The sequence below is a fragment of the Novosphingobium sp. DS6-6 genome, from assembly GCF_057784975.1.
In genome coordinates, this window is record NZ_JBYNTS010000006.1 from 188,862 (window position 1) to 214,128 (window position 25,267).

A 25,267-nucleotide genomic window follows, 5' to 3' on the forward strand; every position below is an offset into this window, starting at 1 on the left:
CGCCCGCAAGAAGGACGTGACACTGGTAGGTGGCGGGCTCCTGCTCGATCTTGGCGTCGGAGCCTTGGGTGGTGCCTATGCCTCGACGGACATCGGCAAGATCACCACGCTCGCCATGCTCGATGCCTACCGCAAGATCGCGACCTATGCCCGCGGCGCGGGGGTTGGCAAGCGACTGATGCTGGCGCTTGTCGACCACGCCCAGGCGGCAGGGTTCCACACGATGATTGCCGGCATCGATGCCGGCAATACCGCCTCGATCGCGCTGCATGCTGCGTTGGGTTTCAGACGGGGCGTTTGCCGCAAGTGGGGCGCAAGTTCGGGCGATGGCTCGATCTGGCGTTCATGCAGAAGATGCTGGGCCAAGCCTGATTGCCGTTGTCCGGCAGATGATCGAAACGTGCCTCGCGCGCCCTGGCTGGGTGCGTGGAGAGGGCGGGGCAGATCCGGCGTCTTGAACGCGAACGTCGCAATCCCACTTGAGGGTGCCACATCCAGCCTGTACGAATTCGCCATGGTTGTCAGGGATTTTCGTCGTGCAGGCGGATGCTGAAGAGGCGGCAATGGATCAGGAGCCCGAGCCTGCCGGATTGCGCGATCAGCGTCACCCCGGGCCGACGGCCAATGACCGAGCCACCGTGCGGCTGGACGTTGCGGAGACATACGACCTCTGGGCAGCCGTGTACGACGACGTTCCCACCTCCTGGTCATCGGCGCAGGCGAAGTGATCGCGGGCTTGGCGGCCCTGGCCCCAGGCCGCGATATTGTCGAGCTTGGATGCGGTAGCGGCCGCAACCTTGCCTACTTTGCCGAGCAAGGCGCCCGATCGCTGGGCGGCGTCGACGCGTCTGCCAATATGCTCGCAAAGGCTGCGACAGTCGTGGGCGGAGCAACCCTGGTGCAGGGCGGCTATGGCAAGGTCACGCCGTTCGCCGACGGCAGTGCGGATCTGGTTCTCTTTTGCCTGACGCTCGAACACCTTGCGGACTTGAGACCTCCGCTCCGGAAGGCGGCGCGCCTCGTGCGCCCCGGCAGTCACGTCGCTATCATCGAGATACATCCCGAACTGGCAAGCAAGGGCGTCAAGGCCGGCTTTCAAACCCCCGACGCCACCCTCGAAATGCCGACGTTCGTTCATGCCCTGTGCGACTTTGAGCAGGCGCTGACCGGGGTCAATCTCGGGATCGTACGCCAGACGACCTGGCGCCGCGCCGATTTTGCCAACCCGCATCCCAAGATGTTGCGAAGGCCGCAGGATACGCCCTATATCTTGGAATTGCGCGCGCAGAAGCAGCCGGACCGATAGTTGCCGGGCAGGCCCGGTCAGAACGCCGGGATAACCGCGCCGCCATATTTCTTTTCGATGAAGTCCTTCACGTCCTGGCTGCGCAAGGCGGTCACCAGCTTCTTCACGCGCGGATCGCTTTTCGCGCTTTCCAGCCCGACAACGTAATTCACTTAAGGGCTGGTCTTGTCCTCGATCACCAGCGAATCGCGCACCGGATTGAGACCGGCCACCAGCGCATAGTTGGTGTTGATCAGCGCGAGATCGACCTGATCGAGCACGCGGGGCAGAGTGGCCGCTTCCAGCTCCTTGATCTGCAGCTTCTTCGGATTGGCAACGACATCGCGCGGCGTGGCGAGCGCCCCGGCTTCCGGTTTCAGCGTGATCACGCCCGCCTTGGCCAGCAGCGCTAGCGCGCGGCCGCCGTTGCTGCCCTCGTTGGGAATGGCAATGGTTGCGCTTTGGGGCAATTGATCGAGCGTCTTCCACTTGCGCGAATAGCCGCCCAGCGGCTCGACGTGGATGCCCGCGATCGTCACCAGCTTCACGGCGCGGTTCGCGTTGAACTCATCGAGATAGGGCTTGGTCTGGAAGTAGTTCACCGTGACGCGGCCTTCGGCGACTTGCACGTTGGGCTGGACGAAATCGTTGAGCACCAGCACTTTGAGGTCAACACCCTGTTTCGCCAGCGCGGGCTTGATATGTTCGAGGATCTCGGCATGCGGGATCGCGGTGGCGGCAACGGTCAGCGGTCCGTTCGACCCCTCGGTGGCAGGCTTGCTGCCGCAGGCGGAAAGCGGCAACAGGGCAGGTGCAGCAAGGGCGGCAAGACGACGCAGCATGTGGCGTTCTCCTATCGGCGGCTGAGGCGGCGGACCACGCGGTCGCCAAGCATTTGCAGGATCTGGACGAGCACGACCATCACCGCGACGGTCACGACCATCACATCGGTCTGCCAGCACTTCGCGCGTGGTCTCGGGATCGAGCGCGCTTGTCGCCTCGTCGCAAAGCAGCACGTCGGGCCGTGTCGCCAGCGCGCGCGATGCCCACGCGCTGCTTCTGCCCGCCCGAAAGTTGCACCGGATACTTGCCGGCATGGTCGGAAAGCCCGACGAGCCCGAGCAGCTCTTGCACCTGGCCGGTATCTCGGCTGCGGGCGTGCCCGCAATGCGCAGCGGCAGTGCCACGTTCTGTGCCGCCGTGGCCGACCACAGCAAGCCAAAGCTTTGGAAGATCATCCCCACCCGCCGGCGCAGGTCGCGCAGCGCAGCAGGATCGAGCCCCGCGACATCGACCCCGCCGATCGTCACGCGCCCGGCGCTCGGCCGCTCGAGGCCGTTGATAAGGCGCACGAGCGTCGATTTGCCGGCGCCGGACCGGCCGATGATGCCGAAAACCTCCCCGCGCGGCACAACGAGATCGGCGCCGGCCAATGCCGCGCCGCCGGCACGGGAAACCGCTTGTGCACGTCCTCAAACCTGATCATTCGGGCTTCGCTCCGCCAGGCCGATCCGCCCGGCACACACACCTCGGCTCGTCGCGGAGCTTCGTGGCCCTCTGCATTCTTCAATTCTATCGAAAGATAGAGTCTTTGCGGCCCGTCAAACGGGCCTTTTCGGCACCGCGGATCCGATCCGGCGTCAGCGCCGCGCGGGCCTGCTCAGAACGGCTCCACGAAGGGCCGCACCGCAAGCTCCCAGGTCCAGGCGCTGCGCGGCTGGGCGAGCACCGCCAGATAGGTCTGGGCAATCGCGTCGGGATCGAGCGTGCTGTCCGGCGCGGTGACCGGGTCGGGCCGCTCGGCGCTGCGCACCGCTCCGTCGATAATGAAATGGGCCACGTGCACGCCCTTGGGCGCGAGTTCGCGCGCGGCGCTCTGGGCAAGGCCGCGCAGGCCGAACTTGCCGATGGCGAACGCGGCCGAATTCGCAAAGCCCTTCACGCTCGCCGTGGCACCGGTAAGCAGGATTGCCCCGCGCCCGAGCGGGACCAAGCGTCGTGCGGCCTGCTGTACGACAAGGAAGCCGCCATAGGCCGAAACCTCGATGACCCGGCGCACCACCTCCGGGTCGAGCCCTTCGACGGGTCCGCGCAAACGGCCCGAGGCGTTGAACACGACAACCTCGGGAAGACCGATCGCCTGCTCGGTATTGCGGAACAGTTCGGAGACGTCAGCTGGATTGCTGGCATCGACGGTAAAGGTTGCCGCACCGGTTTCGGCAGCGAGGGCCGAAAGCCGGTCGGGATTGCGCGCAGCGAGCGACAGACGGTAACCCTGCGCGGCCAGCGCGCGTGCGACCGAGGCGCTGATACCTGGCCCCGTGCCGACGATCAGCGCGGTCTTGTTCACGATATCGGCCATGTTCCGGATCCCTGTGCTGATCGAGTTCGAACCCTGGGTCTATCAGGGTGTCCGCGCCGCGCGTTATGACGAGTTGCAAAGCCGAGTTGCCTTATCGTCAATCGAAGCGGCGGACGCGAAAGCGCGAACCCGCACGGGCCTATTCGGCTGCTTCCGCCGCGGGGACCTTGGCAAAGAAGCGGTTCTCCGGGCGTGGCAGGCCAAGATGATCGCGCAGCGTGCTGCCTTCGTACTCTTTGCGGAAGATGCCGCGCCGCTGCAACTCGGGCACGACTTGTGCGGTGAAATCGTCCAGCCCGCCCGGCAGCCATGGAAACATGATGTTGAAGCCGTCCGATCCGCGCTCGTGGAGCCATGCTTCCATCTCGTCGGCAATCGTCTGCGCGGTGCCGACAAAGGCCAGGCCGGCATAGCTGCCGGCACGTGCGGCGAGCTGGCGAATGGTCAGGTTTTCACGCCGGGCCATCGCGATCGTCCTTTCGCGCGCGCTCTTGCTCGCGTTGCTTTCCGGGATCTCCGGCAGCGGGCCATCGGGATCGAAGCCCGAAACGTCGTAGTCCAGCATGATGGACAGCGAGCGGATGCCGCTGTCATAGTGGACAAGGCTGTCGAGATGCGCGCGTCGGCCGCGGGCGTCCTCCACCGTTTCGCCCACTACCACGAAGGCCGCGGGCAGGATCTTAAGGTGATCGGGATCGCGCCCGATCGCTTTCATGCGCCCCTTCACGTCGGCGTAGAACGCCTTGCCGCTCTGCAATGTGCCTTCCGATCCGAAGATCACTTCCGCGGTCTCGGCCGCCAGCTGGCGACCGGCATCGGATGCGCCGGCCTGCACGATCACCGGCCAGCCTTGCACCGGCCGGCCGATATTGAGCGGCCCGCGCACCGAGAGGTGATCACCCTGATGGCCCAGGACATGGAGCTTGTCGGGATCGAAATAGAGCCCCTGGTCGACATCGCGAACGAAGGCGTCGTCGGCCCAGCTGTCCCACAGCCCGGTGACAACATCGTAGAATTCGCGCGCGCGGGCATAGCGCGTTGCATGCGCCAGGTGCTGATCGCTTCCGAAGTTGTGCGAAGTTTCGGGATTGCCCGTGGTCACGATGTTCCACCCGGCACGCCCCGCGCTGATATGGTCGAGCGAGGCAAAGCGCCGGGCGATGTGATAGGGCTCGTCATAGGTGGTCGAGGCCGTGGCGACGAGGCCGATCCGCTCGGTCACCATGGCCAGCGCGGAGAGCAGCGTGAACGGCTCGAACGACGTCACCGTGTGGCTGCGCTTGAGCGCCTCGATCGGCATGTTCAGCACGGCAAGGTGATCGGCCATGAAGAAGGCATCGAACTTCGCAGCCTCGAGCGTGCGGGCAAGCCGAGTGATATGCGCAAGATTGAAGTTGGCATCCGGCCAGGCGCCGGGGTAGCGCCAGGCGCCGGTATGGATCGACACCGGCCGCATGAATGCGCCGAGGTGAAGCTGGCGGGACTGGCTCATCGGCTTGATACTCTTTCCTGACGGGCGTGATGAAGCAAGTGGGCGGCGTGCGAGGCAAGATCAATCCTGCCCGGGCCTTGCGCGGTTAGCGAAGCACCGGTCGCAAATTGCCCTGACTGATGAAATCGTCCAGCGGAAGCACGCGCCGGAGTTGCCGAAACGTCAGCAAAAGACTACGGCAACGGGCTCCGGACCCATCTTTGGAACTGCGGCATAGGCGTGACGAATACGAGCGGCGCGCCGGTCCTGCCAATGAGCAATCGGAATAGATTGCGTGCATCATTTGATAAGAGGGTCACCCCTGTCGCGGTTGGCCGAGCGCGCCGATCTCGGCCAGCAGCCATTCGCGGAAACGGCGTATCTTGCGCGCCCGATGGCGATGGTCGGGATAGACGATCCAGTAGGCCATGCCCAGGCTGGACACCTGCGAGAACAATTGAACCAACCGTCCTTCGGCCAGGTCCTGATGCCAGAAAAACGGTGTCAGCATGGCCACGCCCTGCCCTGCCATGGCGGCATGGCCCTCGTTCGCCTGCGAATCCATCCGCACGCCCTGCAAGGATGCTTTGTCGGCCTGAGCCAGCCCCGCATGCTCCAGCCAGCAGGCCCAGGACGGATCTTGCGGGCTGATCAGCGGCAGACGCAGCAAGTCTTCGGCCAGGATCTGCCCGCCCTGCGCCGCCAGGAACGCTGGACTGCACATCGGCGTGAAATTCTGCTCCATCAAACGGTGCGCGGCAATATCCGGCCATGATCCGTATCCCGACCGCACGGCCACGTCGACACCGTCAGCGGAAAAATCGGCCAGCTTTTCCTGCGTCAACAGACGGACAGCGATACCGGGATAACGCATCTGGAACCGTCCTATCCGCCACGCCAGCCAGGCATTCGCGAATGTCGGCGTGGTCGAGATCGTCAGCCGGCCTTCGTCGTCGGCGCGCATTTCTGCAAACGCAGCCTCGATCATGTCGAGGCCCTGGCTCAGGTTTCCCGCCGCGCGGCGGGCCACATCCGTCAGGACCACGCGCTGGCGCTCGCGCCGGAAAAGTTGCTGGCCCAGATGGCTTTCGATCACGCGGATCTGGTGGCTGACCGCAGCCTGCGTCATTCCCAGCTCGCGCGCGGCGGCCGTGAAATTCTCATGACGCGCGGCCGCTTCAAAGACCCGGACAGCGGCCAAAGGGGGGATTCTGCGCATGCTGATATCATAATCACCGATAATGATGTTCGTCGATCAATTGGTTGGCCGGCGGGGGGTGTTGGCCGCTATTTTGAGTGGCAGTTCTCCTCTTCACAAGGACGCCTGCCATGCATCATGCTGCAATACCCCGTATCGGCCAAGAGAACTCGCCCCCGGTTTCTCTATTGCGCCAGCTCTGGCACAGCATGCTGGCCATCTCGGCCATCCAGGTCCGCATGGCGTTCGATAGCCCTTGGACCACCTTGAAAGGTGCGGCTGAAGCGGCGGCCTGCCATAGCCCAGGCTTATGAAGTGCGATCAATGCACAAGGCGCCGGCACCCAGATCTTAAGGCTCGCGAGGTTTTTCCGCAGGTTGCCAGCGATACGCGATCACCCGGTGGCCGAACCTCGGGTGAATTGTTTCGATGCCCGGCGTCAGACCTTCGCGCTCGTAAAACCTGCCCGCCCGGCTTTCCCGGGCCGTGGTAAGGTGAAAACCTGCGGGCATTCGGATTTTCGCATGATCGAGCAGTTGTTTGCCGATCCCGTGCCCTTGAAATGCAGGTGCTACAAAAAGTTGTTCGATGCGGTCTTCGTCGATGGCGATGTATGCCACGATATCCGACCCGCGCACCGCAACGTCCACCATCCAGCCCCTAGCAAGCGCGTCTGGCCATCTTACCCTGAGGTCTTCGAGTGTCACGGGCGAGGGGATCCCTGTCGAGCGCCAGCTATCCAGCCAGATAGCGGTAACGGCGTCGAAGTCCGCGCAACCATAGGGTCTGATCATCGCCATCATCGGTTCTCATGCACACTTTTGCCGAGAATTGCGTCCTCGGCCGCATAATCGAACAGGTCATAGGGGTAGGCGGCGAGGATCGGGAAGCGGGCCTGCCAGTCTTCGCGCGCGCCTGCATCGACAAGATCGTTGCATACTGCGCCTACCGCTTCGGCATAGGTCGCAACCGGAACGTAGCCGAGCGCCAGCGCCGCGCTGGTGTCGAGCACGAAGGGGCACGGCACGGACCATGGTGTGCGACCGATCCGTGCGGGAAAGGCGGTACTGGCCACAGGCACCAACTGGCCGGCATAGGCCCTGTGCCTGGCAATCGCAGCACCGATCTCGGCGACGGTCGGAGCGGCCGGGTCGGCGATGTTGAAGACGCGGGTGCCAGGCCGGTCGAGCGCGACGCGGACCAGTTCGGCGATATTGTGCGCCGATGAGGTGTGGAAGCGGCTTTTCCCTTCATAGGCCAGCGGTATTGCCTGCCGGCCGTCCAGCATGCGTTTGACGAACCACCATTCGCGGGGATGGATGGAGCCTGGGCCGTAAATCGCTGCGGGGCGCAGGATCGTGACGGGAACCGAGGCCTTGTCGAGCAGCAGATGCTCAAGAGCGACCTTGCGTGTCGAATAGGTCGCATCGCCGGGCGCGACTGTCGGTTGCGTTTCGGCAATGGGGTCGGGGAGGTCGGGAAAGCCGTTCTGCGCAGCCTCGTCCAGCGTCCGGCCCGCATCATCCCGGTAGACGCTGGATGACGACACGACCACCATGGCGCCCACATTGCCCTGCAAGGCAAGAAGCTGGCGGCCCTCAGCGACGCCATAGGCCGTGACGTCAATCAGGGCATCGGCGCCGTCACCCAGGGCGCGGCCCAGCCCGTCCGGGCACTGTCGATCAAGGACGACGAATTTTGCGCCCGTACGGGCAAGCTGGGCTGGCGGCGGGCGCAGACTGCGGGAGGCGATCGAGACCACCCATCCGGCAGCCAGCAGGGTGCTGGCTATGGCGCGGCCGATCTGGCCTGTTCCACCGATAATGAAGGCGTGACGGGGCACGATTGACTCCGCGCGCCCTCATCCCGTTCCCGTCTTCCGTTTTCAAAGATTGCGCCAGAGCGGCTCTTCGTCGATCAGCACGCGCTCCAATAGGCGCGGGAAATCGCCATAATCGCGGACGGCACGATGCACCGTAGCGCGGTTGTCCCAGAAGGCGATCGAGCCGGGCTTCCACCGGAAGCGCACCTGGTATTCGGATTTGCGATAACGGTCGAGGATGAGGCCCAAAAGCTCGCGGTTCTCTTCTTCGGAAACGCCCACGATCTGCGGATGCTTCCCGAAATCGACCCACAGGATCTTTTCGCCCGTTTCGCGATGGGTACGCACCACGGGATGCGCCACCAGCGGATAATCATGGCCGGCGCGGGCCAGGGAGTCGCGGAAATCGACGATCGAATGCAACCCTTCCAGCCGCGCTTTTACGCTTTCGGGCAGATCGCGATAGGCTGCGGCGGCGTCCACCCAGATCGTATCGCCGCCCACCGGTGGCAGGCTCACCGCGCGCAGCACCGCGCCCCAGCTCGGCACGATGCGCCAGTTGGTATCGGAATGATAGCCATCGTAGATGATGCCCGGCCGGCGCTGGCTTTCGAACCGTTCGCGCTCGTAGGGATCGGCGCCGATGCGGTGCAGGCCGGACTCGCCATCGAGATCGATCAGACGATCTTCCGTGTAGGGCGGCGTGTAGATCGCGCCGAAGCGCTTCGCGAAATCGAGATGCTGGCGGCGATCAACATTCTGGTCGCGGAAGAAGATGACCTTGTATTTCAGGATTGCGGCCTTCAGGTCATCCCGCACGGCATCGCCGATCGGCTTGGAAAGGTCCACGCCTTCCACTTCTGCGCCGATCGTCGGGTGCAGCGGCGTATAGGTCAGGCCGGCGGCGTTGACTTTTTCGAGTTCGGCAAGTGCACTCATCGATCTTCTCCAGTTGCCCAGATATGGCTGACTGCTCCATCGCGCCGACGTTGGCGTGGTGGACAGGAGATTGATAGCACCGCGTGGGAAATGATAATTGCAATCCCCGTGTGATCTATGACCTTTTCAAAACAACGTGAACCCGATCCGGGAAATGTTTGTCATGGCTGAATCGGCTGATCGTTTGGGATTTTAAATAGCGTTATTTCGAAAGCTGCATTGGGTAACCTTGGCCTCGCTTTACAGTCAGGCCATGCCCGAAAGCCAATTCATGTGGTATGTTCCCAATCAGCACGAGGGCGGCCATCGCGGCGATACCGCGCGCGCCGATCACAACAGCCTTGCCGCCCTTGTCGAACAAGCCCGCGCGATCGAGCGCCATGGCTGGAAAGGCGCATTGATCGGCACAAGCTGGGGCCGGCTGGACACGTTCACCCTGGCAACGGCGCTGGCCGCGGTTACCGCGCGTTTCGAACCGCTAATCGCGATCCGCCCGGGTTACTGGCAGCCCGCCCAGTTCGCCACCGCCGCGGCGACGCTCGACCATATGAGCGGCGGACGGGTTCGCATCAATATCGTTTCGGGCCGCGATCAGTTTGCCGCCTATGGCGACAGCGAAGGCCTGTCATCGCGCCGTTATGCCCGCTCGCGGGAATTCATGGCCCTGGTGCGGCGGCTCTGGTCCGGCGAACGGGTGAATTTCACGGGCGAATTCTATCAGGCGCAAGACGCATCGCTCGTTCCCCCGATCGTTCCGCGCGCGGGCCGCCCGCATCCGCCGCTCTATTTCGGCGGCGCCTCGGCCGAGGCCGAACTGGTCGCTGCAGCGCAGGCCGATGTGCAATTGTTCTGGGGCGAGCCGCTGGCGGGCCTTGCCGAACGCATCGATCGCCTCAAGCGTCTGAGCCAGCAGATCGACCGCAATCTACCCCCGCTGCAATTCGGCCTGCGGATCACCACGCTGGTGCGGGAAACCGGCGCGCAGGCCTGGGACGCGGCCCATGCCAAAGTGGCAGCCATGGCCACAGGCTGGAGCGAGGCCAGCTGGGTGCATCAGCAGGGGGCCGCCACCGGGCAGGAAAGGCTCAATAGGCTGCACCATGAACGCGACGTGCTCGACACCTGCCTTTACACCGCCCCGGCGCGTTTCGGAGGCGGGGGCGCGGCCAGCACGTGGCTGGTGGGATCGGCGCCGGAAGTGGCCCAGGCGCTCAAGGCCTATGAAGCGCTGGGCATCACCCATTTCATCCTGTCGGACACGCCTTATCTGGTCGAAGTGGAGCGGCAGGGGCAGATGCTTCTGCCGCTGCTCGGAAATCAATCGTCGAACGAGTTGCCGCCCTTGGCCACCAATCGCGCATAGAGCCCTCCTGCCGCCCGCAGTTCCGCATGGCGCCCCTGTTCGACAAGGTGGCCCGCCTCCAGCACGAAGATCCGGTCGGCATCGCGGATCGTGGCCAGTCGGTGCGCGATGATCAGGCTGGTGCGCCCTTTGAGCAGAAACCGCAGCGCCGCCTGGATCTTTGCTTCGGTAAAGCTGTCGACGTTGGCAGTCGCCTCGTCCAGTATCAGCACGGCCGGATCGGCAACGAGAGCGCGGGCAAAGCCCAGCAATTGCCGCTGACCCTGCGAAAGATTGCTGCCGCGCTGGTCAAGCTGGGTATCATAACCTTGCGGCAGGGCACTGATGAAATCATGGGCGTGCACTGCCTGCGCGGCGGCGATGATCGCCTCGCCCTTTGCCCCGCTGTTGAACCGGATGTTTTCGAACACGGTGCCGGTGAACAGGAACGGCTCCTGCAGCACCATCCCGACGGTGCGCCCGAGCGAAGCTTGCGTCACCGCGCGCACGTCGAGCCCGCCGACGCGCACGCTGCCTTCCCAGGCCTCGTGAAAACGCTTCACCAGCCCGGCAATGCTGGTCTTGCCCGAACCGGTAGGGCCGACCAGCGCGCCGACCTCTCCCGGGGCGAGCTTGAGCGAAACGTCATGCAGCACCGGCCGGCCCGCGCGATATCCGAAGGTCACGTGATCCAGCTCGATCCCGGCCTCGCGCACGGTCAGCACGGCCGCATCGGGTGCATCGGCGATGTGGACGGGCACATCGAGCACTTCGAGAATGCGTTGCCCGCCGGCCATGGCGCGCTGCATCACGGTATATTGCTGGGTGAGCGTGCGGATGGGGTCGAAAAAGCGCTGGACGTAAAAAATGTAGGCCACCATAACGCCCATCGCGATGTGTCCCTGCGCCACCGCCCAGCCGCCACCCAGCACGATCACGGCCAGCGCCAGGCCGGTAAGAATCTCGGCCTGCGGGATCAGGGCATGGGCGGCGCGGGCCGCGGCGACCTGCGCATCGCGATTGGCGGCCGCCTTCACGCCGAATGCATCGAGATTGTGCCGCTCGCGCCGGGCGGCGACGACCGTGCGGATGCCATTGATGTTTTCGGCCAGCGCGGCGTTGACGATGGACGCGGCGTCTCTCGCCCGGCGGAAGGTGGCACGCACCCGGGGCAACCACCAGGCGCGGATGGCCACCATGACCGGCAATACCGTCAGGGTGATCGCCCCCAGCCGCCAGTCCAGCCACAACAGCGCGCCGCAGATGCCGATCAGCAGGAACAGATCGCCAATAGCGGAGACCGAGGTTTCGAGGAAATCCTGCAAGGCGTTCACATCGCCCTGAAGCCGCGACATGATCCGCCCGACGTGGGTCTGATCCAGAACCGCGAGCGAAACGCGCTGCAAATGGGCCACCATCGCGCTGCGCAGGTCGAAAATCACCTGCTGTGCGAGGCGCGCCGCCCAGAGCTCCTGCCAATAGCCGGCAACAGCATTGACCAGCACGACCGCGCCGAACACGCCGACGGCACGGTGAAAGCCCGCGCCCCCGCCGACTGCCGCATCCACCCCGGCACGGATCACCAGAGGAAAGGCCAGCTGGCAGAGGGCGAACAGCGCCACCGCCCCCAGCGCCGCATACAACAAGCGCCGGTAGGGCTGTACGAAAGCGCCAAAGCGCCGCGCTACCCGGCCGTCGAAACGGGCAAAGACCACTTCGTCCTCGTCCTGCAGATAGCGCGGATCGACCGGTGCGTTCATTCCGCAACCTCTCGCACCGCGCCCGCGCCGGCCTGTTGCAAGGCCCATAGGCGCGCATAGCCGCCCTCATGCGCCACAAGATCGCGGTGCGTGCCGCGCTCCGCGATCCGTCCCCGCTCCAGAACGATGATCTCGTCCGCATCGGTAAGGGCGGAAAGGCGATGGGCGATGATGATCGTGGCCCCGTGCTTACGGCTTTCCCGCAAGGCCTTGCGCAGTTGCGCCTCGGTTGCCGTATCCAGTGCCGAAAGCGCATCGTCGAGCACCAGAACCGCCGGTGCCGCCAGCAATCCGCGCGCGATGCTCATGCGCTGGCGCTGCCCGCCCGACAAGCTCACGCCCCGCTCGCCAAGCCTTGTGTCATAGCCTTGTGCCATGGCCGCAATGTGGTCATGGATCCGGGCCGTCTGCGCCGCGCCTTCTATATCGGCACGCGGCGCATCCGGCACGGCATAGGCGATGTTCGCCGCCGCCGCCGTGTCGAACAGAAAGATGTCCTGCGCCACGATCCCGACGGCGCGGCGCAAGGCGGAAAGTTCAAGATCGTCGACCGCCATGCCATCGAGCGTGATCCGCCCTGCGCTGGCCCCGTAAAAACGGGGGATGAGATGGGCCAGCGTCGATTTGCCGGCTCCCGGCGGCCCGACGATCCCCAGCACGCGGCCAGGCCCGACTGCGAAGCTGATGTCCGATAGCGCGTCCTGCTCGGCGCCCGGATAGCGGAAGGATACGCTCTCGAAGCGCAGCACGCCGCGAGGCGCGGGAAGCCCGCGGGCATCGGGCCGGTCGGCTATGCGCGGCGCGCGGTCGATAACCGCAAAGAGCCGCTGGGCCGAGGACGCCGCCCGGGCGGTCGCGTTGACGATCATGATGATCTGGCGCACCGGCATTTGCAGAACCGTCATGGTGGCCAGGATCTGCGTCAGCTGCCCCACGCTCAGCCGCCCGGCCGCAACCCGTTCTCCACCCAGCCAGAGCACCAGGCCCATGGCCGCGAAAAAGGCCGTCTGCATGGCGGCCAGCCCGCCCGAGCGCACGCGGATGCGATAATTGGCAAGGCGCAGGGTTTGCCGCGAAGCATGTGCATAACGCGTCAGTTCGAACGTCTGCGCGGCAAATGCACGGACCACGCGCACGCCCTGCAGATTCTCTTCCATGATCCGGGTGAGCCACGCGTTGCGCTCCTGCAGCCGCGCCCAGATGATCCGCATGCGAAACCCGGTATCCACGGCCAGCCAGCCCACGACCGGCACGAAAGACAAGGCCACCAGCGCCATCACCGGATCGAGCGCCACCAGTTGCACCGCGCCGATGCCCAGCAGCAGGACCAGAAGCACCACCCTTTGCCATCCCTGTTCGACAAAGCCGCGCACGCCTTCCAGATCGAGCATGCCGCGGGTGATCAGTTCGCCGGTGTGAACGCGGTCGTGGAAATCGAAGCCCAGCACCTGCAACCGGTCGAAAAAGGCCATTCGCAGATCATGGCCGACATGCTGACCGACCTTTTCGCCCTGATACCACATCGCCATCGACAGCAGCCCCCGCGCCACTCCCAGCAGCACGATGCCCAAGGCAAAAGGCCAGAGCCGATAGAGGATCTGCGCGCCGCCGGGCCCCGCGTGAGGCGCATGACCATAGGCCTCCTGCGCCAGGTCTACCGCCCGGCCAAGCAGGGGTGGCAGTGCCAGACTGGCCGCGCTGGTACCCAACGTGGCCAAAGTCGCAAGCGCGACCGTGCGCCAATAGGGCCGGGTGAGCCCGACGATGCGGGTCAGTACCCGGGGCAGGGAGCCGAGATCGACCACCTCCTCCGGTGCAAGCGCAGCCAGATCGAGCCGCTCTGGCAGATCGGCAAGGGCACGGGTTTTGAAGGTAGCGAAATCGGACATCAGCCTGCGGCAAACTCAAGAAAAACGACTGTTCGGCGAAAGCGATGAGCAGGCCGGACAGGAACCCCTGTCATCGTCGCGCGGCGAGTGCCGCCTGCCAGACGCGCAGGATGTTCCCGCTCCACAGCTTCGCGATCGCGGCCGGCGCGTAGCCTCGCTTCAGGAGTTCCGCGGTCACAGCGCGTGCCTGGCTTTCATTTTCCCAGCCGATGACGCCGCCGCCGTGGTTGAAATCGCTCGACAGTGCCACATGATCGATGCCGATGCGTTGCACGGCGTGATCCAGCGCATCGACAAGGTCCTTCACGCTGGCGCGCGGTTCCTGGGCGCGCAGTTCGTGATAGCGCCGGTCATACTCTAGCGCCTTGTCCGGCGGCAGAGTCGTCTTCCCGTCGGCAATCCCGTATTCGCGTTGCAGCGCCACGATCCGCTGGGCGAAAGCCGGATCGCGCGGGCGTAGATAGGCGCTGAAGGCATTGATCGCGATCACCCCGCCTTTGGCCTTGAGCGCATCGAGCTGGGCATTCGAAAGATTGCGCGTATTGTCGACGAGATCGCGCACGTCGGAATGGGTGGCGATGACCGGCGCCGTGCTGAGCGTCAGCACATCGGCAAAGGCCGCATCGCTCAATTGCGAGACATCGACGAGCACGCCCAGTTCGTTCAGGCGAGCCAGAACGCGCTTGCCCGCCGGAGACAGGCCGCCCCATCGCCCCAGCCCCTCTCTGCGTGCCTTGGCCGGCCGCGAACTGTCGGCCAGGGCATTGTGCCCGGCATGAACGAAACCGAATATGCGCACGCCGCGCCGGACCCAGGGATCGATATCCTCGGCATCGCGCACGAAGGCGCCACCGTTGACGACGCTTTCGATCACCGCGAGGCGGCCGGATGCAGCAATCCGGCGAAAGTCCGCAGGACTTGAAGCACGCGCCGCCTGGGCTGGCCACGCCGTGGCCAAGGTTTCGATCATCGCGTGCTTGCGCAGCGCGCCTGCCGTTGCGGCGGCCTGGGCTGCCGGGGAGTCGTCACCCTGCGGCACGAACACGGCGATCACCGCGCCTTTCAAGCCACCCTGGCGTGCCAGGTCCAGGCTGAATTGCCCTTGCCCTGGCTGATCGGCGCGGGCCGGATCGAACGTTTCGGGCAGATCGAGATGCGCATCGATCGGCAGGGCTAAGGCATGAACCTGCGCCACTTGCGATGCCGGCGCAGACAGAGCCGGGCCCGACCATGCCCAACCTGCGTAGACGAAAAGCCCCGCAAGCATTGCGCGCGAGCACCTGGATATGATCATGGTTCCCCTTTCTGCCGCCACCGCCTGCTGGTGGACCAAACCCGCGGCGGTGACCAACGAGCTTTGCAGATAGGCTTATTATCCTTTGCCCACCGGCTGGCGCGATGCGCGCAGGCCTGCCATCCGGATTGCCGCGCGGTCGGGATCAATTGTATTTCCGCGTGGCGGCGCGGGAGAGGACATAGACCGAAAGGGCCCTGATCTCTGCCGGGGTCATCTTGCCGGCAAACGCCGGCGAGCTGCCGCGGCGCCCCTCGGTGATGCTCGCGGCGATCGCCTGGCGATCCCGGCCATACAGATAGGTTTCAGGATGCGTGAGATCGGCTGCGCCTATGGCCGTGTCGCCCCATCCCTAGGCCGTATGGCAATCGACGCAGCCGCCTTCGCCTTCGAACACCTGCTGGCCGAATGCCACTTTGGTTGGATCGCGCGATTGTCCGCTCAGCTTCAGCACATATTCGGTAACCGCCGCGATTTCATCGGGCTCCAGGCTGTGGCCGATACCGCGCGCGGGCATCTCGGGCCAGTTTCGCGTACGTGGATGATCGGCGCGAATGCCGTACCGGATCGTGCGTTCGATATCCGACGGACGCATGATGAAGGTGTCGATGTCTTCCCCGCCATACAGCCAATGACCATCGGTCAGGTCGGGCGCATGGGCCGCCTCGCGCCCTTTCAGATCGGCACCGTGGCATTCGGCGCAATGCCGTGCAAAAGCTTTGGCGCCCCGGCGCAAGGCGATGTGCCGCATATCGGGGTTGTTCCAGATGCGGTCGGCGCTTTCGGAGCGGGAAGCCTGTACCGCGCTTGCCGCCATCGCCGATGCCGCCACGAGCAGGCCGAGCAACGCGCGGGTCGTCATGGCAAAGCCGCCGCGCCGGCTTGCGAGGCGCGGAAGAATTGCGGATCGAATGCCCCGGAAATATCAGGCGCCGCCTCGATCACGCCGGCGCGTTTGTATCGTTCCAGAATTCCTGCAAGTTCGACAGCCAGCCGCTCGTCGATCGGAACAGGCTTGGTCAGCACGTCCTCCACCGTCAGGCGGGCGGCATCGAGCGGAATCCCGGTTTCCTGCGAAAGGACCTGCGCATAGCGATCAGGATTGCGCAGAACCCAATTGCGGGCACGCGAAAGCCGCGCCACGAAATCGGCAAGCAAAGGCGCCTTGCCAGCGATAGCGCCGCCGTGCGCGGCGTAGAACGCGGCCTGCGCCGGCAATGCGCGGGCATTGGCGATGGATCGGGCCTTGTCTGCAGTCAAAGCCAGACCCGTGTAGGAGCCCCAGGTCGACCAGGCATCGACAGCACCGCTGGCCAAGGCGGCCTTGGCGTCGTTGTTGTTGAGATAGACCCAGGTTACCTGGTCGGCTTTCAGTCCGTGGCGCTGGAACAATCGCAGCGCGAGATCCTGGCCGGCCGAGCCCCTTACCGTGGCGAGCTTTTTCCCCCGCAGATCGGCCAAGGTCCGGATCGGCGACCGGCCTTCGACAATGATTGCCGATGTCCCACTGCCGTGCCCCGACACGGCCCGCGTTGCGAAGATGACCTTGATTTTGGCACCACTGGCATAGGCATAGGCGAAGGGAGGGCCTCCGACCCCGCCGACATCGATGGCCCCAGCGCCCAGTGCTTCAAGCAAGGGCGAAGCGGCAGGAAACAGCGCCCATTCTATCTTGTAAGGTACATTTTGGAGTTCCCCCGCCGCCTTGAGCAAGGCGCGGACGCCGCCGCGCTGATCGCCCACGACAAGCGTCGATGGTTCGTTGCCCCGGTCCGGATTGCTGCGCCAGGCAAGCGTCGCCACCCCGCCCGACAACACCAGCAACACGGCGGCGATCGCTGTCGTCCAGGGCCGGCGCAACAAGGACTTGTGGAGAACGCGATCTTTGCCCATGTAGAATTCCGATGCAGTGGTCAGGCCATGAAAAACGCGCCACCCCACCGCTTTCGTCCACACAATAATCCTCAAGACGAAACGAGAATTTTTGGATTTTGTTCGACGGGCAAGCGCGGCAATAAATATGCCGAGCAGCCGATGAGCGAAAACTTGATCACCCGACAGCATGAAATGACGATCCGAAGCGTTCTGGTCGCTTCTCTCGCGTTGTCATTCGCGGCATTTTCAGGGGCGACGCCCGTTTTGGCCGAAGAGGCGCAGGCCAATCGCGCGCTCTCACGACAGGATTGGTCGGCCATCGCCGATCTTCCTGACCTGTCCGGCGTCTGGACACCCGGACCGCTCGACAAGTTCGGCCCCGGCAGCACCACTGCGCCGCAGTGGAAGCCCGACGTTGCGGTTCAGGTGGAACGCCTCAAGCAACTGGACGCTTCGGGCACACCGCAGAACATCTACACCAATTGCCTGCCCGAAGGCTTGCCCAGCAGCGTGACGCAGACGCTCAATTCGGTCGAATTCCTGGTCACGCCCGGCAGAGTCACGATCCTGGGCGAACTGGATGGCAACCGGCTGCGCCGGATCTGGACCGACGGACGTGGCCATCCGCCCGATCCGGACCCGACGTTCAGCGGCCATTCGATCGGGCACTGGGAAGGGGCATCGCTGGTGATCGACACAATCGGCATATTGCCGCAGGTGTTCATCCCGCTGAGCCAGGGGGTGGGCTTTCCCAACAATGGCGGCATGCGCGTGGAAGAGCGCATTACCCTGACCGGGGCGGACCAACTGACCTGGGAACTGGTGGTTCACGCGCCCAAGGTTCTGGCCGCGCCGTGGAAAGCCAGCCGTACGTTCACCCGTCACCGTGAACGGCAGTACGATTTCGTCGAGTCATCGTGCCGGCAGGGCGATTTCTTCGATGATGTCGACGCCAACGGCAACGCCGTGTTCACCCCGATTCCCAAGGACCCCGGGGGAGCGCCCGTCCCGCCTGACCAGGGTGTTCCAGCCTCACCAAAATCGTCCAACGGAGCGCAGCGATGAAACGTGCTTTTCTGGGTTTGTCCGCGCTCCTGGCTTGCATGGCGCCCGGTCGATCTGCCGTGGCCCATCACAGTTTCTCGATGTTCGATCCGGCAAAGCCGATGCGCTTCGAGGCGGTCGTCCGCAATTTCCAGTGGACCGCGCCCCACGCGATCCTCTGGATAAACGCCGGCGCGGTGGGCAGTTACGCACCCGGGCTCTGGTCGCTGGAACTGCCGACGAGCCCGGGCAATCTCAGCAAGATGGGCTGGTCGCGCACGTCCCTCAAACCGGGAGACAAGGTTATCGTGGAGATCAATCCGATGCGGGACGGCCGGCGATCGGGCCAGTTCAAACGGGCAACGATCGTGGCGACCGGGCAGATATTGGGCATCGGCACGATACCCGGCCAGCAGCCCCCGAAATGACGCACCGCCTGTTGCTGATAGCCGGCGCCCTGGCCTCCCTACCGCCTCCCGGCGGTGCTTGGGCGCAGGAACAGGACCGCATCGTACCCGCGCCCCGTGCGGCCGACTGGGCGGCACTGGCGAAACTACCCGACTGGTCCGGCGCTTGGTCGCCCGACGTTTCGGACCAGAACCGTCAGATCGCGGCCAATCCCGTTCCCTGGAAGCCCGAGGTGCAGACGCAGGTCGATTACTGGACGGCGGAGGAAAAGGCGGGGCGGCCGCACGGTCTTTTGCTCGATTGCCTTCCGCATGGCATGCCCAGCCTGATCCTGATCACGCACAATGCGCTTGAATTCCTGTTCACGCCCGGCCGGGTGACCCTGCTGGGGGAATCCGACGGAAATCGTCTCCGGCGCATCTGGACCGACGGCCGGGCGATGCCGGACGATCCCGACCCCAGCTTCCACGGCTATTCGGTCGGCCATTGGGAAGATGGCGCGCTGGTCGTGGAAACGAAGGGTATCCTGCCGCAGGTCTTGCTGGCGGTGAGCGAAGCGGTCGGCATTCCGAGCGGCGGCGGCATGGCGGTGCGGGAAAAAATCCACCTCATCGCGCCTGACACGCTGGCTTTCGACCTGACGATCGAAGCGCCAGCCATTCTGACCCGGTCGTGGGAAACCCGGCGCATCTATTACCGCAACCGCCAACGCAGCTTTGAAATCACCGAGGGGGTCTGCCGCCAGGGCGATTTCGAGGAAGCCAAGGACCGCTGGGGCAATCCGATCTATGTTCCCACCCATCAGCAGGACGGCAACATCCTGCCGAAACCACAGCCATGAGGGCCGCCATGCGTCATGTCCGCGCCGTTGCAATCCTTGCCGCAGCCGCGTCTGCTTCCCCTGCTTCCGCTCATCACAGCTTTGCGATGTTCGATCCTGCCAAGGTGATCACGCTGCAGGGCACGGTGCGGGAATTCCGCTGGGTAAACCCGCACGTTTCGCTGTTCGTGACGCTGGCGGCACCGGCGGGCCAGGTCTGGGCGGTCGAGCTTACCAGCCCGGGCAACCTGACCCGGCTGGGCTGGACCCGCCGTTCGCTCAAACCGGGCGACCGCGTGGCAGTCGAAGTCAATCCGTTGCGCGATGGCAAACCCGGGGGTGGGTTTCGCAAAGTGACACTGCTGGATAGCGGCCAGGTCTTGCAGGCGCGCCTTATCGACATAGAGAAGAAAGCGTCTTCCCAATAACGCGGTCAAATGAGCAAATTCGACATGTCAAATGACGCCCGGCCACTTATTAAATAGAAAACCCGATCCACCTGCCGAAATTGACGATGAGGAACCATAGCGTCAGGGAAATTATCGCGGATAGTTTCGGCGCCCAGGCTCCCGGCGTGTCGATTTTCTTCGAAATCAGATAGTGAAAGCCAAGCATGTTCAGCCCGGCCAGTGCCAGGAGAACCAGCTTGCCTTGAAAGAACCAGTTGCCGAAGTAGCCGAACGGATTTGCAAAGATCATGACCAACCCGCTTGCCGCGGCAAGGCCGAAGCCGATCCAGGTTATCGGCAGAAAGCGCCGTAGCACGGCGCGCGCATCGTCTCCCTGCATCGCAATGCCAAGCAGGCGCAAGTCGGCTATGGCGATCGAGCCAAGCACGAGTGCGAGCGCCAGCACATGGAGCGCTTCCACCGTTCCGAACAGCCAACCGCTGTCCGTCAGGATCTGGGCCAGGGCGGTTTCGCCGATCCAACCGGCAAGATCATCGATCGTCATCTGATAGCTCCGGGATATGCTTATGCGGGTGCGCCGGGCCAGGCATCGGCATAGGCGATCCACCGCCCGGCAAAGATCACGGCGCTCCAGGCGGTGAGCGACGCGACCGCGATGAAGAAGCAAACGACGTTCGACGGCTTGCCGTGCCGAAGCAGATGGCTTTGCAACCAGGTGAGCAGCAGCGCAAAGCCGATCAGGCCGAGCTTGATCCAGAAAACGCTGCGAAAAAGAGCCCGGTCCGGTTCACTGGCAATCAACAGGAAGCCGCTCGTCGCCAGGATAGCGATGGCCACGCCGATGACCGGCAGGAACCGGTTCAAATAGATTTCCGCCGGCAGGCTCTCGTCCACGAGGCCCAGACTCCGCAGGTTTATCAGCAGCGCGGCGATCACCAGCGCGGCGATTGCAAGAATGTGCAGAACCTGAAGTTCCGGCACGATCCACGCCGCGCTTGTCACGAAATGCGCAATGCCCGTCGAACCGAGCCAGTCGGCAAAAACAGCAAGCCGTTCCATCAAAATTCCTGTGCGCGAAGGGAAGCCCGACTGCCCCGGTTGCGTCGTTCCCCGGCAACTGAACGCAGCCGTTGCATTTATTCCAGCAAGAACGGCTAAAGCGCAGATTTGCGTTGTTCATAGCTTGTCCAAGCCACGGCATCTTCTGGTTTCATGGACCGTCAGCGGAAGGCGTAAGCGATCGTCAGATTGATCGTTCGAGGCTCGTTATAGGCACGATAGTCAAGTGGATATTGCCCCGCGTTGGCAGGCGCAAAGCCGCCGAATTGCGAGCGACGCAGATTGAACAGGTTGCGCACTGCCACACCGGCGTTCCATCGCTCGTTTTCGGCGGTATAGTTGATCGTGCCGTTAACGTAAGTCTGTGTTCTGACCTTGGTCTGCTCGGTGTTGTAGATATCGGCATATCGCGGCGATTCGTATTGAACATCGGCCCCCACCCGCCAGGCCCCGGCCGTATCGAGAGGTAAGCGGTAGTTGACCGAACCGCTCAATTGCCATTCCGGCGCGTAGGGAAAGTCCAGCCCGATCAGCGTCGTCCGCCCCGCCACATTGGCTGGGAGCGTTGCGGTAAAAGTGCGGTACTTCGTTCGCAGCCATGCCGCATTCGCGTTCAGCGTCAAACCTTTGACAGGCACGGCGCTGAATTCCAGTTCAGCGCCCCACGAAGCCGCCTTGCCTGCGTTGATAAGCTGATTGACGACCGCGCCGAGCGCGGCCGTACTCGACGCACGGACCTGAAGATCTTCGATATCATTGTAGAACACAGCGATGTTGACCGTAGCCGCGCCCCCGTGCAGGCGCGTTTTCAGGCCGGCCTCGTATGTCGTGGTGATCTGCGGGCGATAAGGCGTTGCCGACCCCACGGCAGAATTTGTCCGAAGGTCATACCCCCCGCTTTTGAAGCCTTGCGACCACGAGACGTACTGAAAGACATCGGGGGTCCAGTCGATCTGCAGTCCGAGTTTGGGCGTGAAACGCGAGAACCGGGCCGGCTTCGCGGTGACGTCGAACGATGTGTACGTCGCCGACGGGCTTACGCCGCTCGGCCACTGGCGAAAGAATTGTTCCGGATCATAGTTCCATTCCTGGGGATCGTGGAGTGACCAGCCTCTTCCCTGTTCACCGATGTTGCGGAACTTGCGCAGGTCGGTCGTCCAGCGCCCGCCAGCGGTGAGCGTGAGGCGATCATCGAGCTTGATGTTCGCCTGTCCGAAAAAGGCCCAGCTTGTTGTGCGCAGCCAGTTGTTGGTGCGCGTTACCGTGCCGACATTGTCCACGGCGGCGCCGGCGGACTGGCTCAAGCGATGATTGTGAAAATATTCCTGGAAGTAATAGATGCCAGCGATGAAGTTCCAACGATTGAACTCCCCATTGAGGTTGAGCTCCTCGGTAAACTGGTTCTGCCAGAACCCGGCATAGCTGTCGCCCTTGATCGCGGTCACGCCGTCGTTGTCGTAATAGATGGGGCCATGCAGGCCGCGATAGGCCGTGACCGACTTGAGCGTGAGTTGATCCGCAATCGCGTAAGCGGCCGTAACCGAACCGCCGTAGGTCGTGGTCCGGTTATAGGGCAAAGTGTCGGACCAGGTGAGATCGGGGTCGGTCGCCTGGCCCGTACCGGTGCGCCCGTCCGGCTGGTTCACGGGCGTATAGTAACTCTGGCTTGACCGGTCGAACATCGCATCGCCGGACAGGGTCAACGAAAGCCGATCCCCCACTTGCGACTTGAGCTTGCTGCGCACGACCCAGATATCGATATCGTTTACGTCGCGGTCGAGCGGCACGCTGTGTTGCCACCCGTCGCGCGTATGGCGGATTATCGAGAACGATCCATTCAGCGCATCGTCGGGCAAGAGCGGGCCATTGAGCCGCGCCTGGAGATTGACATTGTTGAACGATCCATACGTCGCCCGAACATCGAGCGACGGGTCGGCGACCGGGTCCTTTGTTATGAAACGAATGGCGCCGGCGCTGGAATTGCGCCCGTAGAGCGTACCTTGCGGCCCGCGAAGCACCTCGACTCTTTCCAGATCGGGCGTATCGTAAAGGGAGCCCACGGTTCGGGCGAGATAGACGTCGTCTATATAGACCGCGACCGCCGGTTCCGGGTAGGTATCGATCTCGCCGATGCCGCGGATAGAATATTGTTGCGTCGTGTAGGCGGTTGAACGATTTGGCGCGAGCAGCCCCGGGACTCTCCCGCCCGACAGGTCTCTGAACGTCGCGATCTGCTGCTGGGCAATGGTATCGGCGTTGAACGCGGTGACGGCAATGGCGGTGCGCCGCACGCTTTCCTGACGTCGGGACGCGGTTACCAGAATTTCGCCGAGACCCCCGTCTTCCGCACGGGCGGCTGGTGCTTCGGGCACAGGTGATGTTTGCGGCGATGTTTGTGCCGCAAGTTGCGTGGTTAACGCCAAGTATGACGTTATGCAGAGCGCAAACCGAGAAACGCGGCGCAGAGCCGCGGAACCTGTCCGGTTTTTCATTTGTCCCCCAGAAGCTCAATTTCATGAGCGAATTGAAAATTGCCGCTCATCCTTGGGGGATATCAATTTCAGACCGAAATGAGTTTTATGCCTAGATTCATTTGTTTTATTTCTATTTAGAAAACGCAATAAATATATTATATTTTCTTGTCCATGTCATTTTCAGCAAAGTGAAAAGGCGGAAATAGGCTCGCTCAATACGGTATCGGCCTTCCTACTCTGCAATGGCCCGGCTTCTGCGCCCGCCGATCGCGACGGGGGCATCGCCTGACAGGGTGAACCGGCATACCACGCGATGGGCACTGCCATAGTCGTCGATCGCATAGTGCTGGGTGGCGCGATTGTCCCAGATCGCCACGTCGCCTTGCTGCCAGCGCCAGCGCACGGTGTTTTCCAGCCGGGTGATGTGGCCCTGGAACAGTTCGAACAGCCGCGTGCTATCGGTCTGGTTGTAACCGACGAAACGCTTGAAGAAGCTACCCAGTACGAGCGTGCGTGCGCCGGTTTCGGGATGGACGCGCACGAGCGGATGCTCTGCCTCGATCGTGCGCGATACGAACACGGCCTGATATTCGTCTAAGACCGCGTCAGGGCCGCCCTTTGCGGCATAGTCGTAGTCGTTGGTATGGACTGCCCAGAGCACATCGGCGAGAGGCCGCAGCGACGCGGGAAGGTGCTGGTAGGGGTGACTACACGAAAGTGGATTTTACGTACACTACAGGCGGACGAATGCAGTACAATGGCCGAGTGACCGGAAACCAGAACCGCCGTCTACTGCTCCTGACCCTGCCGCCGTCGCATTATTGCGAGCGGGCGCGCTGGGTCCTGGATCGTCAGGGGATCGTGTATGATGAGGAGCGGCTAGCGCCTAGGGCGCACATGCTGCGCACCAAACGCTTGGGTGCTTCAGCCACGTCGCTTCCTCTGGTCCTGCTCGGTGACGGCTCGATATGCCAGGGAAGCGACCGGATTTTGGACTGGACGGGATTGCCGGGTGGCGATCCCGAAATTGAGCAGCGGCTGGGCCGTAGACTCATAAACGCGGAGCCGCAGCCGCATTGAGGCGAGTTGGACCATAGCCAGGAAGTTTTCGGCCAGCTTGTCGTATCGTGTGGCGACTCTGCGGAAGTGCTTCAGCTTTGAAAAGAACCGCTCGATCAGGTTCCGCTCACGGTAGAGCCAAGTGCTGAAGTACGGTTTTGATCGGCGGTTGGACTTGGGTGGGATGTTGGCGAACGCACCTCTTTCGCGCAGAGTCCCCCGGATGCGGTCGGCATCGTATGCCTCGTCGGCCAGCACGATTGTTCCGACACCGACATGGTCGAGCAGATCGTCGGCAGCTTGGCCGTCGTGGCTTTGCCCTGCGGTCAAGCTCAGTCGGATCGGGAGGCCTTGCCTATCGACGACTGCATGTATTTTGGTCGTGAGCCCGCCTCGGGAACGACCGAGACAATGATCTCGATCCCCCCTTTTGCTGTCGCGGCTTGCTGGTGAGCGCGAACGGATGTGCTGTCGATTATCTGGATGTCGCCATCGTGGGCGGCGGTGATGGCGTCCATCATCCGGTCCCACACGCCTGCTTTCCGCCATCGCACGAAGCGGTTGTAGCAGGTGGTGCGCGGGCCGTAGCGCTCCGGCAGATCGCGCCAAGGCGCACCAGAACGCAGCACCCAAAAAATGCCGTTCAGCACGCGGCGATCATCGACACGCGGCATGCCGCGTGGCTTGTTGGGCAAGAGCGCTTCGATCACGCGCCACTCGAAGTCGGTCAGGTCATATCGGCTCATGCCGACGCTG

General features: G+C 63.5%; 22 protein-coding genes and 3 pseudogenes. 8 read left to right on the top strand and 17 right to left on the bottom strand.

The features are described 5' to 3' along the window. The first annotated feature begins 16 nt into the window (after positions 1-16). Together AC3EDY_RS09735 and AC3EDY_RS09740 are read left to right on the top strand one after the other, a co-directional pair. Entirely contained in the window at positions 17-553 is a 537-nt protein-coding gene (locus AC3EDY_RS09735) for a GNAT family N-acetyltransferase (RefSeq protein WP_488572290.1), read from the top strand. A 183-nt stretch (positions 554-736) separates the two neighbouring features. Continuing rightward, the gene (locus tag AC3EDY_RS09740; protein ID WP_488572291.1) at positions 737-1,306 is read left to right on the top strand and encodes a class I SAM-dependent methyltransferase; all 570 of its coding nucleotides are present in this window, start codon (positions 737-739) and stop codon (positions 1,304-1,306) included. A gap of 17 nt (positions 1,307-1,323) precedes the next feature. On the opposite strand, the pseudogene AC3EDY_RS09745 reads toward AC3EDY_RS09740, so the two are convergent. The 7 genes and pseudogenes from AC3EDY_RS09745 to AC3EDY_RS09775 form a co-directional block, all read right to left on the bottom strand. Then, positions 1,324-2,697 (bottom strand): annotated as a pseudogene (locus AC3EDY_RS09745) (MetQ/NlpA family ABC transporter substrate-binding protein). 248 nt (positions 2,698-2,945) lie between these two features. Next, the gene (locus AC3EDY_RS09750) at positions 2,946-3,647 is read right to left on the bottom strand and encodes an SDR family NAD(P)-dependent oxidoreductase (RefSeq protein WP_488572292.1); all 702 of its coding nucleotides are present in this window, start codon (positions 3,645-3,647) and stop codon (positions 2,946-2,948) included. A 139-nt stretch (positions 3,648-3,786) separates the two neighbouring features. After that, positions 3,787-5,139: an LLM class flavin-dependent oxidoreductase gene (locus AC3EDY_RS09755; protein ID WP_488572293.1), complete on the bottom strand. Its 1,353-nt coding sequence runs from the start codon at positions 5,137-5,139 to the stop codon at positions 3,787-3,789. A 295-nt stretch (positions 5,140-5,434) separates the two neighbouring features. Further along, complete coding sequence (gene gcvA / locus AC3EDY_RS09760) at positions 5,435-6,337, bottom strand: transcriptional regulator GcvA (RefSeq protein ID WP_488572294.1); 903 nt, start codon at positions 6,335-6,337, stop codon at positions 5,435-5,437. A 329-nt stretch (positions 6,338-6,666) separates the two neighbouring features. Beyond that, positions 6,667-7,119: a GNAT family N-acetyltransferase gene (locus AC3EDY_RS09765; protein WP_488572295.1), complete on the bottom strand. Its 453-nt coding sequence runs from the start codon at positions 7,117-7,119 to the stop codon at positions 6,667-6,669. Next, a complete protein-coding gene (locus AC3EDY_RS09770) occupies positions 7,116-8,159 on the bottom strand; it encodes an NAD-dependent epimerase/dehydratase family protein (RefSeq protein WP_488572296.1) in 1,044 nt (347 codons plus the stop codon). The genes AC3EDY_RS09765 and AC3EDY_RS09770 overlap by 4 nt, the downstream gene beginning before the upstream one ends. Positions 8,160-8,201: 42 nt before the next feature. Continuing rightward, positions 8,202-9,077: a TauD/TfdA dioxygenase family protein gene (locus tag AC3EDY_RS09775; RefSeq protein WP_488572297.1), complete on the bottom strand. Its 876-nt coding sequence runs from the start codon at positions 9,075-9,077 to the stop codon at positions 8,202-8,204. Positions 9,078-9,330: 253 nt separating this feature from the next. Between AC3EDY_RS09775 and AC3EDY_RS09780 the strand changes: the two genes are divergently transcribed. After that, a complete protein-coding gene (locus AC3EDY_RS09780; RefSeq protein WP_488572298.1) occupies positions 9,331-10,440 on the top strand; it encodes an LLM class flavin-dependent oxidoreductase in 1,110 nt (369 codons plus the stop codon). Here the strand turns inward: AC3EDY_RS09780 and AC3EDY_RS09785 are convergent. From AC3EDY_RS09785 to AC3EDY_RS09805, 5 genes are all read right to left on the bottom strand, one after another. Continuing rightward, positions 10,395-12,179, bottom strand: a complete 1,785-nt coding sequence (locus AC3EDY_RS09785; RefSeq protein ID WP_488572299.1) for an ABC transporter ATP-binding protein — start codon at positions 12,177-12,179, stop codon at positions 10,395-10,397. The two genes, AC3EDY_RS09780 and AC3EDY_RS09785, sit on opposite strands and share 46 nt — an antisense overlap. Continuing rightward, a complete protein-coding gene (locus AC3EDY_RS09790; RefSeq protein ID WP_488572300.1) occupies positions 12,176-14,068 on the bottom strand; it encodes an ABC transporter ATP-binding protein in 1,893 nt (630 codons plus the stop codon). Before AC3EDY_RS09790 ends, AC3EDY_RS09785 begins: the two co-directional genes overlap by 4 nt. Before the next feature lie 70 nt (positions 14,069-14,138). Then, on the bottom strand, positions 14,139-15,335 hold the full coding sequence (locus AC3EDY_RS09795) for a dipeptidase (RefSeq protein WP_488572301.1): 1,197 nt from the start codon (positions 15,333-15,335) through the stop codon (positions 14,139-14,141). A 379-nt stretch (positions 15,336-15,714) separates the two neighbouring features. After that, positions 15,715-16,224: a c-type cytochrome gene (locus AC3EDY_RS09800; protein ID WP_488572302.1), complete on the bottom strand. Its 510-nt coding sequence runs from the start codon at positions 16,222-16,224 to the stop codon at positions 15,715-15,717. After that, complete coding sequence (locus tag AC3EDY_RS09805; RefSeq protein ID WP_488572303.1) at positions 16,221-17,330, bottom strand: ABC transporter substrate-binding protein; 1,110 nt, start codon at positions 17,328-17,330, stop codon at positions 16,221-16,223. The genes AC3EDY_RS09800 and AC3EDY_RS09805 overlap by 4 nt, the downstream gene beginning before the upstream one ends. Positions 17,331-17,396: 66 nt before the next feature. Between AC3EDY_RS09805 and AC3EDY_RS09810 the strand changes: the two genes are divergently transcribed. Genes AC3EDY_RS09810 through AC3EDY_RS09825 form a run of 4 tightly spaced genes read left to right on the top strand, consistent with a single transcriptional unit; the run spans position 17,397 to position 19,937 of the window. Further along, on the top strand, positions 17,397-18,302 hold the full coding sequence (locus AC3EDY_RS09810) for a hypothetical protein (protein ID WP_488572304.1): 906 nt from the start codon (positions 17,397-17,399) through the stop codon (positions 18,300-18,302). Beyond that, entirely contained in the window at positions 18,299-18,709 is a 411-nt protein-coding gene (locus AC3EDY_RS09815; protein WP_488572305.1) for a DUF6152 family protein, read from the top strand. Before AC3EDY_RS09810 ends, AC3EDY_RS09815 begins: the two co-directional genes overlap by 4 nt. Beyond that, entirely contained in the window at positions 18,706-19,530 is an 825-nt protein-coding gene (locus AC3EDY_RS09820) for a hypothetical protein (protein WP_488572306.1), read from the top strand. The genes AC3EDY_RS09815 and AC3EDY_RS09820 overlap by 4 nt, the downstream gene beginning before the upstream one ends. Continuing rightward, positions 19,527-19,937, top strand: a complete 411-nt coding sequence (locus tag AC3EDY_RS09825) for a DUF6152 family protein (RefSeq protein ID WP_488572307.1) — start codon at positions 19,527-19,529, stop codon at positions 19,935-19,937. Before AC3EDY_RS09820 ends, AC3EDY_RS09825 begins: the two co-directional genes overlap by 4 nt. A gap of 49 nt (positions 19,938-19,986) precedes the next feature. On the opposite strand, the gene AC3EDY_RS09830 is transcribed toward AC3EDY_RS09825, so the two are convergent. From AC3EDY_RS09830 to AC3EDY_RS09845, 4 genes and pseudogenes are all read right to left on the bottom strand, one after another. Next, complete coding sequence (locus AC3EDY_RS09830) at positions 19,987-20,463, bottom strand: DUF6644 family protein (RefSeq protein ID WP_488572308.1); 477 nt, start codon at positions 20,461-20,463, stop codon at positions 19,987-19,989. 20 nt (positions 20,464-20,483) lie between these two features. Beyond that, on the bottom strand, positions 20,484-20,978 hold the full coding sequence (locus tag AC3EDY_RS09835) for a DUF6644 family protein (protein ID WP_488572309.1): 495 nt from the start codon (positions 20,976-20,978) through the stop codon (positions 20,484-20,486). A 161-nt stretch (positions 20,979-21,139) separates the two neighbouring features. After that, entirely contained in the window at positions 21,140-23,350 is a 2,211-nt protein-coding gene (locus tag AC3EDY_RS09840) for a TonB-dependent receptor (protein ID WP_488572310.1), read from the bottom strand. 334 nt (positions 23,351-23,684) lie between these two features. Next, positions 23,685-24,140: pseudogene (locus AC3EDY_RS09845) on the bottom strand (TauD/TfdA dioxygenase family protein); the annotation flags it as partial. 59 nt (positions 24,141-24,199) lie between these two features. Here AC3EDY_RS09845 and AC3EDY_RS09850 point away from each other — a divergent pair. Continuing rightward, a complete protein-coding gene (locus AC3EDY_RS09850; RefSeq protein WP_488572311.1) occupies positions 24,200-24,532 on the top strand; it encodes a glutathione S-transferase N-terminal domain-containing protein in 333 nt (110 codons plus the stop codon). Here AC3EDY_RS09850 and AC3EDY_RS09855 read toward each other — a convergent pair. Further along, positions 24,530-25,257: pseudogene (locus AC3EDY_RS09855) on the bottom strand (IS5 family transposase); the annotation flags it as partial. The gene AC3EDY_RS09850 and the pseudogene AC3EDY_RS09855 sit on opposite strands and share 3 nt — an antisense overlap. Between the last annotated feature and the right edge of the window lie 10 nt (positions 25,258-25,267).

What these genes read in the sequence shown, in the direction of transcription:
- gcvA (WP_488572294.1), bottom strand. Translation starts at nt 6,337, where the DNA reads ATGCGCAGAATCCCCCCTTTGGCCGCTGTCCGGGTCTTTGAAGCGGCC.
- AC3EDY_RS09825 (WP_488572307.1), top strand. Translation starts at nt 19,527, where the DNA reads ATGAGGGCCGCCATGCGTCATGTCCGCGCCGTTGCAATCCTTGCCGCA.
- AC3EDY_RS09815 (WP_488572305.1), top strand. Translation starts at nt 18,299, where the DNA reads ATGAAACGTGCTTTTCTGGGTTTGTCCGCGCTCCTGGCTTGCATGGCG.
- AC3EDY_RS09790 (WP_488572300.1), bottom strand. Translation starts at nt 14,068, where the DNA reads ATGTCCGATTTCGCTACCTTCAAAACCCGTGCCCTTGCCGATCTGCCA.
- AC3EDY_RS09835 (WP_488572309.1), bottom strand. Translation starts at nt 20,978, where the DNA reads ATGGAACGGCTTGCTGTTTTTGCCGACTGGCTCGGTTCGACGGGCATT.
- AC3EDY_RS09765 (WP_488572295.1), bottom strand. Translation starts at nt 7,119, where the DNA reads ATGATGGCGATGATCAGACCCTATGGTTGCGCGGACTTCGACGCCGTT.
- AC3EDY_RS09810 (WP_488572304.1), top strand. Translation starts at nt 17,397, where the DNA reads ATGAGCGAAAACTTGATCACCCGACAGCATGAAATGACGATCCGAAGC.
- AC3EDY_RS09795 (WP_488572301.1), bottom strand. Translation starts at nt 15,335, where the DNA reads ATGCTTGCGGGGCTTTTCGTCTACGCAGGTTGGGCATGGTCGGGCCCG.
- AC3EDY_RS09830 (WP_488572308.1), bottom strand. Translation starts at nt 20,463, where the DNA reads ATGACGATCGATGATCTTGCCGGTTGGATCGGCGAAACCGCCCTGGCC.
- AC3EDY_RS09820 (WP_488572306.1), top strand. Translation starts at nt 18,706, where the DNA reads ATGACGCACCGCCTGTTGCTGATAGCCGGCGCCCTGGCCTCCCTACCG.
- AC3EDY_RS09800 (WP_488572302.1), bottom strand. Translation starts at nt 16,224, where the DNA reads ATGACGACCCGCGCGTTGCTCGGCCTGCTCGTGGCGGCATCGGCGATG.
- AC3EDY_RS09785 (WP_488572299.1), bottom strand. Translation starts at nt 12,179, where the DNA reads ATGAACGCACCGGTCGATCCGCGCTATCTGCAGGACGAGGACGAAGTG.
- AC3EDY_RS09850 (WP_488572311.1), top strand. Translation starts at nt 24,200, where the DNA reads ATGCAGTACAATGGCCGAGTGACCGGAAACCAGAACCGCCGTCTACTG.
- AC3EDY_RS09775 (WP_488572297.1), bottom strand. Translation starts at nt 9,077, where the DNA reads ATGAGTGCACTTGCCGAACTCGAAAAAGTCAACGCCGCCGGCCTGACC.
- AC3EDY_RS09750 (WP_488572292.1), bottom strand. Translation starts at nt 3,647, where the DNA reads ATGGCCGATATCGTGAACAAGACCGCGCTGATCGTCGGCACGGGGCCA.
- AC3EDY_RS09780 (WP_488572298.1), top strand. Translation starts at nt 9,331, where the DNA reads ATGCCCGAAAGCCAATTCATGTGGTATGTTCCCAATCAGCACGAGGGC.
- AC3EDY_RS09755 (WP_488572293.1), bottom strand. Translation starts at nt 5,139, where the DNA reads ATGAGCCAGTCCCGCCAGCTTCACCTCGGCGCATTCATGCGGCCGGTG.